General features: G+C 63.7%; 14 protein-coding genes, 1 other RNA gene and 1 pseudogene. 9 read left to right on the top strand and 7 right to left on the bottom strand.

The features are described from left to right. Positions 1–89: 89 nt before the first annotated feature. The 3 genes from OOJ09_RS23980 to OOJ09_RS23970 all read right to left on the bottom strand — a co-directional run bounded on the left by OOJ09_RS23980 (position 90) and on the right by OOJ09_RS23970 (position 2,651). Complete coding sequence (locus tag OOJ09_RS23980) at positions 90–1,280, bottom strand: vWA domain-containing protein (protein ID WP_269907574.1); 1,191 nt, start codon at positions 1,278–1,280, stop codon at positions 90–92. 7 nt (positions 1,281–1,287) lie between these two features. Beyond that, positions 1,288–1,734 carry a GNAT family N-acetyltransferase gene (locus OOJ09_RS23975; RefSeq protein ID WP_269907573.1) on the bottom strand — a complete coding sequence of 149 codons (447 nt, stop codon included), beginning with the start codon at positions 1,732–1,734 and terminating at the stop codon, positions 1,288–1,290. Between the two features lie 77 nt (positions 1,735–1,811). Continuing rightward, entirely contained in the window at positions 1,812–2,651 is an 840-nt protein-coding gene (locus OOJ09_RS23970) for an AAA family ATPase (RefSeq protein ID WP_269907572.1), read from the bottom strand. A 146-nt stretch (positions 2,652–2,797) separates the two neighbouring features. Between OOJ09_RS23970 and ssrS the strand changes: the two genes are divergently transcribed. The 7 genes and pseudogenes from ssrS to OOJ09_RS23935 form a co-directional block, all read left to right on the top strand. Continuing rightward, a non-coding RNA gene (gene ssrS / locus OOJ09_RS23965) (6S RNA) lies at positions 2,798–2,953 on the top strand. Positions 2,954–3,049: 96 nt separating this feature from the next. Then, on the top strand, positions 3,050–3,637 hold the full coding sequence (locus tag OOJ09_RS23960) for a 5-formyltetrahydrofolate cyclo-ligase (protein ID WP_269907617.1): 588 nt from the start codon (positions 3,050–3,052) through the stop codon (positions 3,635–3,637). Between the two features lie 71 nt (positions 3,638–3,708). Beyond that, positions 3,709–4,533, top strand: coding sequence for a TIGR00282 family metallophosphoesterase (locus tag OOJ09_RS23955; protein ID WP_091578833.1), 825 nt, complete (start codon positions 3,709–3,711; stop codon positions 4,531–4,533). 77 nt (positions 4,534–4,610) lie between these two features. Next, positions 4,611–5,378: a TerC family protein gene (locus OOJ09_RS23950; RefSeq protein ID WP_269907571.1), complete on the top strand. Its 768-nt coding sequence runs from the start codon at positions 4,611–4,613 to the stop codon at positions 5,376–5,378. Between the two features lie 239 nt (positions 5,379–5,617). Next, positions 5,618–6,367 (top strand): YebC/PmpR family DNA-binding transcriptional regulator, encoded by a 750-nt coding sequence (locus OOJ09_RS23945; protein WP_256752761.1) that lies wholly within the window; start codon positions 5,618–5,620, stop codon positions 6,365–6,367. Positions 6,368–6,384: 17 nt separating this feature from the next. Continuing rightward, on the top strand, positions 6,385–6,717 hold the full coding sequence (locus OOJ09_RS23940; protein ID WP_269907570.1) for a SelT/SelW/SelH family protein: 333 nt from the start codon (positions 6,385–6,387) through the stop codon (positions 6,715–6,717). Positions 6,718–6,793: 76 nt separating this feature from the next. After that, a pseudogene (locus tag OOJ09_RS23935) lies at positions 6,794–6,901 on the top strand (TetR/AcrR family transcriptional regulator); the annotation flags it as partial. Positions 6,902–7,099: 198 nt separating this feature from the next. On the opposite strand, the gene rpmE reads toward OOJ09_RS23935, so the two are convergent. Continuing rightward, positions 7,100–7,321 carry a 50S ribosomal protein L31 gene (rpmE, locus tag OOJ09_RS23930; protein WP_006327661.1) on the bottom strand — a complete coding sequence of 74 codons (222 nt, stop codon included), beginning with the start codon at positions 7,319–7,321 and terminating at the stop codon, positions 7,100–7,102. A gap of 204 nt (positions 7,322–7,525) precedes the next feature. Between rpmE and OOJ09_RS23925 the strand changes: the two genes are divergently transcribed. Then, entirely contained in the window at positions 7,526–9,328 is a 1,803-nt protein-coding gene (locus OOJ09_RS23925; RefSeq protein WP_269907569.1) for an ABC transporter transmembrane domain-containing protein, read from the top strand. Between the two features lie 36 nt (positions 9,329–9,364). On the opposite strand, the gene OOJ09_RS23920 is transcribed toward OOJ09_RS23925, so the two are convergent. Next, entirely contained in the window at positions 9,365–10,852 is a 1,488-nt protein-coding gene (locus OOJ09_RS23920) for a carboxypeptidase M32 (protein ID WP_269907568.1), read from the bottom strand. A gap of 142 nt (positions 10,853–10,994) precedes the next feature. Here OOJ09_RS23920 and OOJ09_RS23915 point away from each other — a divergent pair, with 142 nt between their 5' ends. Then, complete coding sequence (locus OOJ09_RS23915) at positions 10,995–11,348, top strand: DUF1304 domain-containing protein (protein ID WP_269907567.1); 354 nt, start codon at positions 10,995–10,997, stop codon at positions 11,346–11,348. Between the two features lie 133 nt (positions 11,349–11,481). Here the strand turns inward: OOJ09_RS23915 and OOJ09_RS23910 are convergent, their stop codons facing one another. After that, complete coding sequence (locus tag OOJ09_RS23910; protein ID WP_269907566.1) at positions 11,482–11,907, bottom strand: hypothetical protein; 426 nt, start codon at positions 11,905–11,907, stop codon at positions 11,482–11,484. A gap of 248 nt (positions 11,908–12,155) precedes the next feature. Then, positions 12,156–13,187 (bottom strand): peptidoglycan -binding protein, encoded by a 1,032-nt coding sequence (locus OOJ09_RS23905; RefSeq protein WP_269907565.1) that lies wholly within the window; start codon positions 13,185–13,187, stop codon positions 12,156–12,158.

Genomic DNA, 13,187 nt, shown 5'->3' with positions numbered 1-13,187 from the left:
TCAGCCTTGCCGGCTCGTTGTTGATTGCAACCTCATATTCGCACCAAGATAGGCATTTGTTACAGATCTGGCCAGTATCGACACCCTGGCTAGTGCTTCCTTGAAAGCTGCTTCGTCGCGCCCTCGAGCCCTGCCAGCGTCAGCGGGAACATGCGCCCGCCGAAGATGTCACGGATGATAGTGATGGAATGGGTAAAGCCCCAGTTCTTCTCGTTTTCCGGGTTGAGCCACACCGCGTTCGGCCATTGCTGCAGCAGGCGGCCGAGCCAGACGGCTCCGGCCTCCGGATTCCAGTGCTCGACCGAGCCGCCGGGGTGGGCAATCTCGTAAGGGCTCATCGAGGCATCGCCGACGACGATCACCTTGTAGTCCGGGCCGTATTTGTGGAGGAGGTCGAAGGTCGGAATCACCTCGGCATGGCGGCGGCGATTGTCCTTCCACACGCCTTCGTAGAGGCAGTTGTGGAAGTAGAAATATTCGAGCTGGCGGAATTCGGCGCGGGCGGCCGAAAACAGCTCCTCGACGCTTTTGATGTGATCGTCCATCGAGCCGCCGACATCGAAGAACATCAGGAGCTTCACGGCATTGCGCCGTTCGGGCCGCGTGCGCACGTCGAGGTAGCCGTGCTCGGCGGTGGCGTGGATGGTGCCGGGCAGGTCGAATTCCTCCTCGGCGCCCTCGCGCACCCAGCGGCGCAGGCGCTTCAGCGCGATCTTGATGTTGCGCGTGCCAAGCTCGACGGCGTCGTCGAAATTCCTGAACTCGCGCTTGTCCCAGACCTTCACCGCGCGGCGGTTGCGGCTTTCATGCTGGCCGATGCGCACGCCTTCGGGGTTGTAGCCATAGGCGCCGAAGGGCGAGGTGCCGCCGGTGCCGACCCATTTCGAGCCGCCCTGGTGGCGGCCCTTCTGCTCCTCGAGCCGCTGCTTCAAGGTCTCCATCAGCTTCTCGAAGCCGCCCAGTGCCTCGACCAGTTTTTTCTCCTCCTCGGTCAGGTGCTTTTCGGCGAGCCGGCGCAGCCATTCCTCGGGAATATTGGCGACGTCGACCGCATTCGGTCCGCTCAGCGCCTCAATGCCCTTGAAGACATGCGCGAACACCTGGTCGAAGCGATCGATATGGCGCTCGTCCTTCACCAGCGCGGTGCGGGCGAGGTAATAAAAACCCTCGACGTCATAGTCGACCAGCCCGGCTTCCAGCCCCTCAAGCAGCGACAGATATTCCCGCAGCGAAACGGGAACGCGCGCGGCCTTCAACTCGAGGAAGAACGGGATGAACATGGCCTATCTACAACAGGTCATACTCGATGAAGCCGGTTCGCCGCGCGACATAATCGTAGAGCTTGCGCGCCGTCGCGTTGGTCTCGTGCGTCATCCAGTAGACGTTCTTGACGCCAATGCTGGCGGCTTCCTGCTTCACGGCCTCGATCAGCGCCGCACCGATGCCCTTGCCGCGCACGGTGGGGTCGGCGAACAGGTCCTGCAGGTAGCAGTTGTTCTGCTCCGCCCAGCAGGAGCGGTGGTAGAGATAGTGGGTGAGGCCGACAGCCTTGCCGTCGAGGGTGGCGATGAAACCCTTCGGCTCGAACTCACCCGCCGTGAACAGCCGCTTCCAGGTGACGGCGTAGACCTCTTCCGGCAGCTTGGTTTCGTAGAAGGTGAGGTAGTCGGTCCACAGGCGGCGCCAGTCGGCATGGTCGGACTGCGCAAGCGGGCGGACGATGATATCGGTCATTTCATTTCCTCCGGGGGTTCTGGCCGAAGCTGCCTCCCTGTTCGACTGCCGGCAACGGTCCACAGCAGGGAAAAGCGCTACCCCTGCCTTCGCGCCATGAAGGCCAGCCGTTCGAACAGATGCACGTCCTGCTCGTTCTTCAGCAGCGCGCCATGCAGCTTGGGCAAGGCGTTCTTCGGGTCGGCGCGCAGGTCCTCCGGCGCGATGTCGTCGGCGACCAGCAGCCTTATCCAGTCGAGCGCTTCGGAGGTCGACGGCTTCTTCTTCAGGCCGGGCACGTCGCGGATTTCGTAGAACTGGGTGAGGGCCGCACGCACCAGGCTCTGCTTGATGCCGGGATAGTGCACGTCGACGATCCTGTGCAGCGTGTCGACGTCGGGAAAGCGGATGTAGTGGAAGAAGCAGCGGCGCAGGAAGGCGTCCGGCAGCTCCTTCTCGTTGTTGGAGGTGATGATGACGATCGGCCTGACGGCCGCGCGGATGGTCTCGCCGGTCTCGTAGACGAAGAACTCCATCCGATCGAGTTCCTGCAACAGGTCGTTGGGGAACTCGATGTCGGCCTTGTCGATCTCGTCGATCAGAAGCACGACCTTCTTGCCGGCGGCGAACGCCTCCCACAATTTTCCGCGCTTGATGTAATTCCTGATGTCGTTGAACCTGACATCGCCAAGCTGGCTGTCGCGCAGCCGCGAGACGGCGTCATATTCGTAAAGCCCCTGCTGCGCCCTTGTGGTCGACTTGACGTGCCATTCGATCAGATCGAGGCCAAGGGCCGCCGCGACTTGCCTGGCAAGTTCCGTCTTGCCGGTGCCGGGCTCGCCCTTGACCAGCAAGGGCCGCTCCAGCGCGATCGCCGCGTTGACCGCCACCATCAGATCCTTGTCGGCGACATAGGCCGCCGTGCCTTCGAAACGCATTTTCGCTCCCTGGTTCACTCCTGGCGACCGTAAGGAGGCGGCCCGGTCCGCGCAAGGGTGGGGTTGGCTGCGGCGACGGCGTGAACCAGCACGGAAAGAATGCCATCTCTCTGGCGCTTGGGCTGCCATCGGCCTATATTGGGGATGACGGTCTGTGCTTCCCGGCAGGAGAACATTTTCCCCGGGGCCTTAACGATCCTTAGGGAGCTGTCCCTGGGAAGACCCGTGGGTTTTCTCACACGGCGCCCACCTACTTTGTAGGCACCCGGGATCGCTCTCTCCACCGGTTGTGTGGATCGTCACTTATTTCAAGGCATCCACGCATTTCGGTGGATGGCGCGGTGGAAAACGCCGCTGCCAAGACTCCCTCCAGATCCGACCTTTTCTATACTGGCCGCATGACCTCTCCCAAGGAATTGAAAAAGCAGCTTCGCCGTGAGGCACTCGGGCGCCGTAACGCGCTTGATGCGTTGTGGCGGGTGGAGATCGCGCTTGAAATGGCCGAGACGGCGCGCGATCACCTCGATGTCGAGCCGGGCCAGATCGTCTCCGGCTTCTGGCCGATGCGATCGGAAGTGGACGTCCGGCCGCTGATGTTCGCCTTGCGCGAGAAGGGGGCGAGGCTTTGCCTGCCAGCCATCCTCGACAAGACCACCATCGTCTTTCGCGAACTGGTGCGCGGCGCGCCGATGGTCGAGATGGGCTTCGGCACGGTCGGCCCGCACGAAGAAGCCGAGGTGCTCGACCCCTCGGTGATGCTGGTGCCGCTCGCCGCCTTCGATCCGCGCGGCCACCGCATTGGCTACGGCGCCGGCTATTATGACCGCGCAATCGCCAAGCTGGTCGACAAGGGAAAGCCACCACGATTGATCGGCATCGCCTTCGACTGCCAGGAGGTGGCGCTGGTGCCGGATGAGGACCACGACGTCATCATTCCGGAAATACTCACCGAGAGCGGGTTGCGCCGCTTCGCGCCAAAATTGTAGATAAATGGACGCATGATCTTTTCGCAGACGTCATGCAGCTTTTGCTTCGTTGACCTTCGGTGCGGGATCATATGAGACTTCTCTTCCTCGGTGACATGGTGGGAAAAACGGGCCGCACGGCGGTGTGGGAGCAATTGCCTGGATTGATCTCGGACTTCAGGCTCGATTTCGTCATCGTCAACGGCGAGAATGCCGCCGGCGGCTTCGGCATCACCGAAGAGATCTTTCGCGAGACGATCGCGGCCGGCGCCGATGTCGTCACCACCGGCAACCACGTCTGGGACCAGCGCGACGCCCTGGCCTTTGCGCCGCGCGAAGAGCGGTTCCTGCGGCCGTCCAATTTTCCCAAGGGCACGCCCGGGCGCGGCTCCGGCGTCTACATCGCCAGGAGCGGCGCGCGCGTGCTGGTCGCCAACATCATGGGCAGGGTGTTCATGCATCCCGAGCTCGACGATCCGTTCCAGGCCGGGGAGCGCGAGCTTGCCGCCTGTCCGCTCGGCGAGCAGGCGGATGCCGTGGTCATCGACTTCCACGCCGAGGCAACGTCTGAAAAGATGTGCTTCGCGCATTTCGTCGATGGCCGCGCCAGCCTTGTCGTCGGCACCCACACGCACCAGCCGACCGGCGATCACCAGATCCTCAATGGCGGTACCGGCTACATCTCCGACGCCGGCATGTGCGGCGATTACGATTCATCGCTTGGCATGGACAAGGAGGAACCGCTCAACCGGTTCCTGTCGAAGGTGCCGAAAGGGCGTTTCGAGGCAGCGACCGGACCGGCGACATTGTGCGGCGTCGGCGTTGATATTTCCGACCGCACCGGGCTGGCCGAGAAGATCGCGCCGTTTCGTCGCGGCCCGCGGCTGGAGGAAACCGCGCCGTCCTTCTGGTCATGACATTGATATAGGCGTGTGCAGTACCTAATTGCCGGCGACACTGCTCTAGATCGTTACAAGAGGGGACAACGACCTCCATGCAGCTTATCGAATTTTTCGCGCCGCATTTTCAATTCGTTTCCGACCCGACGGCCTGGGTCGCGCTGCTGACGCTGGTGGTGCTTGAGATCGTGCTCGGCATCGACAATCTGATCTTCATCTCGATCCTGACCAACAAACTGCCGGAGGCGCAACGCGCCCGAGCCCGCCGGCTCGGCATCTCGGCGGCGCTGGTCATGCGGCTGGTGCTGCTGGCCACCATCTCGGTCATCGTCCAGCTGACGATGCCGGTATTCACTGCGTTCGGCCACGGTTTTTCCTGGCGCGACCTGATCCTGATCGCCGGCGGCCTGTTCCTGGTCTGGAAGGCGACCAAGGAAATCCATCATTCGGTCGATCCCGACGACCACAGGGATACGATGCTGGGCGAGACGCTGCAGATCGGCCTTGCCGGCGCGATCCTCCAGATCCTGCTGCTCGACCTCGTCTTCTCGATCGATTCGATCATCACCGCCGTCGGCATGACCGATGAGATCGCCATCATGTATATAGCTGTGATCGTCGCGGTCAGCGTGATGATGCTGGCGGCGGGGCCACTGGCGGACTTCATTGCCAAGAATCCGAGCATTGTCATGCTGGCGCTGGGCTTCCTTTTGATGATCGGCATGACGCTGATCGCCGACGGCATGGGCTATCACGTGCCCAAGGGCTACATATACGCGGCCATGGGTTTCTCGGCGCTGGTCGAGGGGCTCAACATGCTGGCGCGACAGCGCAGGAAGGCGAAGTCCGGCGACGGGCATTGATTCCCGCTATTTCCTCGGACCGTCGCAACTGCGTGGCCTGGGATGCCTCGTTCAAGGTGCAATCGCTGCGGCTGGACGAATTGAGCCGATTTATCTATAAGCCGGCCATTCCGACAGAGAGCGCCATACGTCCTCGGACGCATCAAGGACGTTCTGAAATTTTGAATTAGAGCATTTTGCAAAAGGCGAGGTGATCTGCCTTGCTGCGGGATGCTCTAGCCGAACACGACAGGGGTGCCATGGCTGGCCATTCACAGTTCAAGAACATCATGCACCGCAAGGGCCGTCAGGACGCGGTGCGGTCGAAAATGTTTTCCAAGCTGGCGCGCGAAATCACCGTTGCCGCCAAGAGCGGCACGCCCGATCCATCGATGAACCCGCGCCTGCGCCTTGCCGTGCAGAACGCCAAGGCGGTGTCGATGCCGAAGGACAACATCCAGCGCGCCATCAACAAGGCCTCGATGGGCGATGCCGAGAACTACGAAGCCGTGCGCTACGAGGGCTATGGTCCGGGCGGTGTCGCCGTCATTGTCGAGGCCCTGACCGACAACCGCAACCGCTCGGCGTCGAATGTCCGCGCCGCCTTCACCAAGGCCGGCGGGGCGATGGGCGAAACCGGCTCGGTGTCGTTCATGTGGGACCGTGCCGGTGAGATCTATTACCCGGCATCGGTCGGTGACGCCGAGAAGGTGATGGACGCGGCGATCGAAGCCGGCGCCGACGACGTGCAGTCCGACGAGGAAGGCCACACGATCTATTGCGCCTTCGAAAATCTCGGTGAGGTGTCGAAGGCGTTGGAAGGCGCGCTCGGCGAGGCTGAATCGGTGAAGCCGATCTGGAAGCCGCAGAACAATGTTCCGGTCGACGAGGAGCGGGCACAATCGCTGATGAAGCTGGTCGCCACGCTCGAGGATGACGACGACGTCCAGAGCGTCTACGCCAATTTCGAGGTCGACGACGAGACGATGGCCAAGCTCAGCGCGGCATGAGCGAAGCTCAGCCAGGCATGAGCGACATTCAGTCCGGCGCAATCGAAGAGCGGTTGCCCATCATTCGCATCACCTATTGCACGCAGTGCCAGTGGCTGTTGCGCGCCGGCTGGATGGCGCAGGAACTGCTCTCCACCTTCGGCACGGATCTCGGCGAAGTAACGCTGGTGCCCGGCACCAGCGGCATCTTCACCATTTCCTGCAATGACGTGCTGGTCTGGGACCGCAAGCGCGACGGCGGTTTCCCGGATGCGGCCAAGCTCAAGCAGCTGGTCCGCGATGTCATCGACCCGGATCGCGATCTCGGCCATTCCGACCGCAAGGGTCACAAGTCCAAAGACCCCGCATAGGGGTCTTTTTGCATGTGATGGCGATGCTCACCGCCACGCCATGAAGAAGCAGCCGGGAGCCCGTGACGGCTCGGACGTGGGCGAGGCCGCCATGCGGCTGGCGATCTCGGTCGAGCGGCAGGAGGGCGACAGGCTGGTCGGAGCCTATAAGCGCATGGCGCTGCGCGAACTGCTGGCCGAGTAAGATGCTCTCACCCTACCCTCGTGGGGAGGGTCGCTGCGAAGCAGCGAGTTGGGGGCGGCGCCGCCCCCCGGGACCTTCGGTCCGACCTCCCGCAAGGGGGAGGTAGTGGCAAGCGCCAGCTTGAGGCGATCTACCTTGGTCACAACAAAAAACCCGCCACGAGGGCGGGTTCTTGATCTCGACAAGGCTTCAGTGGGCTTAGAGGCCGAAACCTTCGAAGCGCTTCTTGAACTTCGACAGACGGCCGCCGCGGTCGAGCAGGGTCTGCTGGCCGCCGGTCCAGGCCGGGTGGGTGGTCGGGTCGATATCGAGGTTCATCGTATCGCCTTCCTTGCCCCAGGTCGAACGGGTCATGTATTCGGTGCCGTCGGTCATGACGACCTTGATGGTGTGGTAGTCGGGATGGATGTCGGTCTTCATGGTTCGGTTCCTGGCTTGCTGGCGTGGCTCACGGGCACAGAGCCTGCGTCGATGCGCCCCTTTTTAAAACTCGAAGCCGCAGCTATTGAGGAGCCACGGCTTCTAAAACGGTCGGCGAGCCTATACATCAGCCGGAATTGAATCACAAGGCCGCGACAAGCGCATATTGATGGCGCGCACGCAAAGGGGCCAGAGGAAACGGTCATGGCGGATATCAGTGGCGATGCAGACGAGCGCCGACGCTCGCTCAAGCCGCTCAGGCGCCTGTTCCCCTATCTCACCCGCTACCGGAAACTGGTCATCGGCGCGGTCATCTCGCTGGCCGTTGCGGCGGCGACGACGCTGGCCTTGCCGCTGGCGGTGCGGCGGATGATCGACCACGGCTTTTCGGCGTCGGATTCCAGCTTCATCGCCGAATATTTCGGCATGCTGGTGGTGATGGCCGCTGTGCTGGCGGCTGCGTCGGCCTGCCGTTACTATTTCGTCATCACGCTCGGCGAGCGCGTTGTCGCCGATATCCGCAGCGATGTGTTCAGCCATGTGACAACCCTGTCGCCATCCTTCTTCGACACCGCGCAGTCGGGGGAGATCGTGTCGCGGCTCGCCGCCGACACGACGCAGATCAAGTCGGCCGTGGGGGCGACCGCTTCGGTGGCGCTGCGCAATGTCATCCTCGGCCTTGGCGCCGTGGCGATGATGGTCTTCACCAGCCCGAAGCTGTCGGGCCTGGTCATCGCCGCGATCCCGGTCATCGTGTTGCCGCTGGTCGCCTTCGGCCGCTCGGTGCGGCGAAAATCACGGCTGGCGCAGGACACTCTGGCCAATGCGACAGCCTATGCCAGCGAGCAGATCGGCGCGGTGCGCACGCTGCAGGCCTTCACCAATGAAAGGCTGGTCACCGGCCGCTTTTCGTCCGCCGTGGAGGCCGCTTTCGACGCGGCGCGGGCCTCGATCTTTGCCCGTTCGTTCCTTACCTTCTTCGCCATCTTCATGATCTTTTCCTCTGTCGTGGCGGTGCTGTGGTTCGGCTCGCGCGACGTGCTCGACGGCACGCTGTCGCCGGGCACGCTCGGCCAGTTCCTGCTCTATTCGGTGTTCGCGGCCGGCGCGCTCGGCGCGCTGTCGGAAGTGTGGGGTGAACTCGCCCAGGCAGCGGGCGCCGCCGAACGGCTGACCGAGATCCTGGCCGAGAAGCCGGCGATCCAGGCGCCAGCCGATCCGCGGCCGCTGCCGGCGAAGGCGGGAGGGGCGATCACTTTCGACGATGTGTCGTTCTCATATCCTGCCAGGCCCGACCGGGCCGCCGTCCATGGCCTGAGCTTTCAGGTCAAGCCCGGCGAGACGGTGGCGATCGTCGGGCCTTCGGGCGCTGGCAAGAGCACCGTGTTTTCGCTGATCCTGCGCTTCTACGATCCCGAGACCGGCAGGATCGTGATCGACGGCGTCGACGTGCGCGAGGCCGATCCCATCGCCATCAGGCAACGCATCGCCATCGTGCCGCAGGATGTCACCATCTTCGCGGCGAGCGCGCGCGACAATATCGGCTTCGGCCGGCCGGGGGCCAGCGAGGCCGAGATCGAGGCGGCGGCCAAGGATGCGCTGGCCGACGAGTTCATCCTCAAGCTTGAAAAAGGCTACGACAGCCAGGTCGGCGAGCGTGGCGTGACGCTGTCCGGCGGCCAGCGCCAGCGGGTGGCGATCGCCCGCGCCATCCTGCGCGACGCACCGATCCTGCTGCTCGACGAGGCGACTTCGGCGCTCGACGCCGAAAGCGAGACGCTGGTGCAGATGGCGCTGGAGCGGCTGATGCAAGGCCGCACCACCATCGTCATCGCGCACCGCCTGGCAACGGTGCTGAAAGCCGACAGGATCCTGGTCATGGACGGCGGCAGCATTGTCGAGGAAGGCACGCACAAGAGCCTCGTCGCCAAGGGCGGCATCTATGCGCGGCTGGCGAAGCTGCAGTTCGAAACCGGTGCAAGCGCCTTCAGGGGGGCGGCCGAGTAGGCAGGCGCTATTGGCCTGGCGGTTCCACCCATAGCTTCACGCGGTTCCATACCGTTTGCGCAGATGATCGGTGAAATACGTGGCGTTGAGCTTCTCACCGGTGGCGCGCTCGAGCAGGTCCGGCGTCGACCAGCGCGACCCCTGCGACCAGATCCTGTCGCGCCGCCAGGCGTTGATCGCCTCGAAATCTCCCCTGGCGAGGTCGCCATCAGCGGACGGATGGTCCCTTGTCAGCGCCGCCCATTGCTGGGCCGCCATCATCGCGCCCAGCGTGTAGGAGGGGAAGTAGCCGAAGGCGGCGCCCGGCCAATGAACATCCTGCATCGGCCCGTCGGCCGGATTGTCTATGGTGGAAAGGCCGAGATAGTCGCGCATCTTGGCATCCCACGCTTCGGGGAGATCAGCCACCTCCAGCCTGCCCGAGACGAGTTCCTGCTCTAGCTCGTAGCGCAGGATGACATGGAGGGGATAGGTCACCTCGTCGGCATCTACACGGATCAGGCCGCGTTCGACGCGATGCACATGCGGCAGGATGTCGTCGAGCGACCAGGCTTCGCCGAGATGCCTTTCGACCACCGGCAGCGCCCAGCGCCAGAAGGCAGGGTTGCGGCCGACCTGCTTTTCGACGAACAGGCTCTGGCTTTCATGCACGGCCATGCCGCGCGCCTTGCCGAGCGGCCAGTGCGACCATGCCTTGGGCAGGTTCTGTTCGTATAGCGCATGGCCTGTCTCGTGCAGCACGCCCATCAGCGCCGACAGGAAGTCGGAGGTCTTGTAGCGAGTGGTGATGCGCACGTCGCTGGGTACGCCGCCGCAGAAAGGGTGGTGCGATACGGACAGCGAACCATGTGTCAGGTCGAAACCGACCGCGGCCATCATGGCAAGGCCGAGTTCGCGCTGCCGGTCGATCGCATAGGTCCCCGAAAGCGGCTTCAGCGGGTGCTTGCGCAACCGCGCTTCCTGCATCGCCAGTGCCTCCGGCACGAAACCCCTGAGGAAAGCTTTCAGGTCGGTGAAGACAGGGGTGATGTCGGCGGTGCGGTTGCCGGGGTCGTATTGCTCCATGAGCGCGTCATAGGGGGCGAGACCGAGGACATCGGCGCGCAAGGCGGCCTCCTCGCGCACCAGCGCCACCACGCCCTCGAGCGCCGGCTGGAAGCCGGCCCAATCGTTCTTGGCGCGCAGGTCGCGCCACAATTGCTCGCAACGCATGCGCGCCGTCGTCTGACGTTCGACGAATTCGACCGGCAGGCAGGTCAGGTTGGTGTACTGCCGCCGCAATTCGGCGAGAGCCGCCCGTTGCTCTTCGCCGAGCGTCTCGCCCTCGGCGGCGGCGATCCAGTCGGCGATTTCCGGCGCCGTCGCCCTGGTGTGATACATGCCGGCAAGTGCCGCCATCGCCTCGGCGCGCTTCTCGCCACCGCCGACGGCCATATGGGTCGCTTCATCGGCGCCGAGGATGGCCAGCGCATGCTCCAGCGCTTCGAGTTTGTGGCCGAGGTCATCGAGTTTCTGAAAGGACATGGCGGCTTCCGTGATTGGGGACGGCGCGAAAAGATACCAACGCAAAGACGTTTGCAACCCTGCGGCTCCGCGCGGCGGATGCGTCTTGCGCAGGTGAGGCCGCGCGTGAAATGCTGACGGCGACACATGAAGGGGGAACAAGATGATCGGCAACATCCTGGTCGGGCTGGTGGCCTTGATCCATGTCTACATCGTCTATCTCGAGATGGTGCTGTGGGACACGCCGAGCGGACACAAGGCATTCAATCTGACGCCGGAGTTCGCCAGCGCTTCGAAGGTGCTCGCCGCCAACCAGGGGCTCTACAACGGCTTCCTCGCCGCCGGCCTGATCTGGGGCCTCACCCTGGGCGCGGGTGGTTTCCAGGTCAAGGTCTTCTTCCTGTTGTGCGTGGCCATTGCCGGCCTCTATGGCGCGGCGACGGTTGGTCGCAAGATCCTGTTCATCCAGACCGTGCCGGCGGTGCTTGCCCTGATCGCGGTCTGGCTTGGCTGGTAGGGAAAAAGGACGCCCGCGGGATTGGGGTCCCGAAGGCGCCAGGTGGTCCCTTCCTGTTGCATGGACCGAAATCGGAACCGATTTCGGTCGGATCATGCGCATCGGCAAGAACGCGCGCTGCAAATAGCCGGTCTCAGCCGTTCGGGTAGTTTCCGCCGTCGGAGCCATCGCCGATCATGAAGCCGCTGCCGGTGTCGACCATCAGCCTTTGGTCGACATTGTCGAGCCGGCGCAGCAGGTCATGGTATTGCGCCGCCGGTATCCTGCCGTGATCGGACGCGGCTATCTTCTCGGCCGCCTGGCTGATGCGGGCGGTGCGCATTTCCAGGCGCTCCGCCACGGCCGGGGTGATGTTGTTGGCCTGCCTGGCGTCGACTATGCCCTGGTGGACGCCCTGGACCTGTTCAATAAGGGCCTCGACACGCGGGCCCGTCAGGTCAGTCGGGTCGCTCGCGTCCAGAGCGCCCTTGTGATGACCGGCGGCATAGGCGCCGGCGAGCGGGGCGACAATGAGAACTGCGGCAAGCGTTGCAGTCTTGAGAGATGCTGATGTGCGCATGGGGCGCTTCCTCCTGCTGGGAAGGGAGCGGTCGCGCCGCCTCGCCTTCCGACCGTTTGGGTCGTCCAGTTCCGTCGCGTCGCGATGGGAGGCATCGCCGGCGGTTCTCGGCCCTGCGCGGCAAGCTAGGGGCGCGTCGGCGCGAAGTGTAATTAAAAAAAGATAATCTTTTCAGGCCTTGCCGGCTCCGGCCTGCGCCCTAGAGTTGAGCCGGCGAACAAATTCGCGTGAGTTCGCGTGATGAGAAATCAACGTTCGGTGAGCTTCAGTTCAATACGGCGGTTCTTGTTGCGCGCCTCTTCGGTGTCGGCGGGGTCGAGCGGCTGGAACTCGCCGAAGCCGGCGGCGACCAACCGGTTGGCCGGTACGCCGTTCTCGATCAGGAACTTCACCACCGAGGTCGAACGCGCCGTCGACAGCTCCCAGTTGTCGCGGTAGCGACCGGTGCCGGAGAGCGGCTTGTTGTCGGTATGGCCGTCGACGCGCAGCACCCAGTTGATCTCCGGGGGAATTTCCTTCTGCAACTCGATGATGGCGTCGGCGAGTTTCTTCATCTCGACCTTGCCGGCATCGTTGATCTCTTCGGAGCCGGTCGGAAACAGCACTTCCGACTGGAAGACGAAGCGGTCGCCGACGATGCGGATGTTCTCGCGGTCGGCGAGGATTTCGCGCAAGCGCCCGAAGAAGTCGGAGCGGTAGCGGTTCAGTTCCTGCACGCGCTGCGCAAGGGCCACGTTCAGGCGGCGGCCGAGATCGGCGATCTTGGTGTTGGAATCGCGGTCGCGCGTTTCGGACACGTTGAGCGCATCCTCAAGCGCGCCGATCTGCTTGCGCAGTGCCGCGATCTGCTGGTTGAGGATCTCGACCTGGCTCAGCGCCTGCTGGCTGATCTGGCGCTGGTTGTCGAGTTCGCCGCCCAGCTCCGCCGCACGCTGGTTGGCGGCGTCGCCGGCGCCCGCGCCTTGCGCCAGCAATTGTTCGAGGCGGCTCTTCTCGGCTTCCGCCGCCGACAGCGATGCCTGCAGATTGGCCAGCGAATCATCCTTGTCCTGCGCCGTCGAGCGCTCCAGAGCCAGAAGCTGGGTCAGTTCGTTGATCTGCGAGTTGAGACGCGAGAGCGCCGTATCCTTGCCGGAGATTTCGCGGCCGAGCAGGAATTGCGCCAGCACGAAGACCGTGAGCAGGAACATGATGGCCAGGAGCAGCGTCGACAGCGCGTCGACGAAGCCCGGCCAATAGTCGATGCGGCGATCGGTGCGCCGGCCCCTGGCGAGCGCCAC

Origin of the sequence: Mesorhizobium qingshengii (assembly GCF_027563465.1) — a bacterium.
GTDB lineage: Bacteria > Pseudomonadota > Alphaproteobacteria > Rhizobiales > Rhizobiaceae > Mesorhizobium > Mesorhizobium qingshengii_A.
The sequence above is the reverse complement of the archived record's forward strand: the minus strand, read 5'-3'. Positions and strand labels throughout refer to the sequence as shown.

Coding starts and splice junctions, on each gene's coding strand:
- OOJ09_RS23960 (WP_269907617.1), top strand. CDS start 3,050: ATGACCTCTCCCAAGGAATTGAAAAAGCAGCTTCGCCGTGAGGCACTC.
- OOJ09_RS23925 (WP_269907569.1), top strand. CDS start 7,526: ATGGCGGATATCAGTGGCGATGCAGACGAGCGCCGACGCTCGCTCAAG.
- OOJ09_RS23910 (WP_269907566.1), bottom strand. CDS start 11,907: ATGCGCACATCAGCATCTCTCAAGACTGCAACGCTTGCCGCAGTTCTC.
- OOJ09_RS23970 (WP_269907572.1), bottom strand. CDS start 2,651: ATGCGTTTCGAAGGCACGGCGGCCTATGTCGCCGACAAGGATCTGATG.
- OOJ09_RS23920 (WP_269907568.1), bottom strand. CDS start 10,852: ATGTCCTTTCAGAAACTCGATGACCTCGGCCACAAACTCGAAGCGCTG.
- OOJ09_RS23950 (WP_269907571.1), top strand. CDS start 4,611: ATGCAGCTTATCGAATTTTTCGCGCCGCATTTTCAATTCGTTTCCGAC.
- OOJ09_RS23955 (WP_091578833.1), top strand. CDS start 3,709: ATGAGACTTCTCTTCCTCGGTGACATGGTGGGAAAAACGGGCCGCACG.
- OOJ09_RS23975 (WP_269907573.1), bottom strand. CDS start 1,734: ATGACCGATATCATCGTCCGCCCGCTTGCGCAGTCCGACCATGCCGAC.
- OOJ09_RS23940 (WP_269907570.1), top strand. CDS start 6,385: ATGAGCGACATTCAGTCCGGCGCAATCGAAGAGCGGTTGCCCATCATT.
- rpmE (WP_006327661.1), bottom strand. CDS start 7,321: ATGAAGACCGACATCCATCCCGACTACCACACCATCAAGGTCGTCATG.
- OOJ09_RS23980 (WP_269907574.1), bottom strand. CDS start 1,280: ATGTTCATCCCGTTCTTCCTCGAGTTGAAGGCCGCGCGCGTTCCCGTT.
- OOJ09_RS23915 (WP_269907567.1), top strand. CDS start 10,995: ATGATCGGCAACATCCTGGTCGGGCTGGTGGCCTTGATCCATGTCTAC.
- OOJ09_RS23945 (WP_256752761.1), top strand. CDS start 5,618: ATGGCTGGCCATTCACAGTTCAAGAACATCATGCACCGCAAGGGCCGT.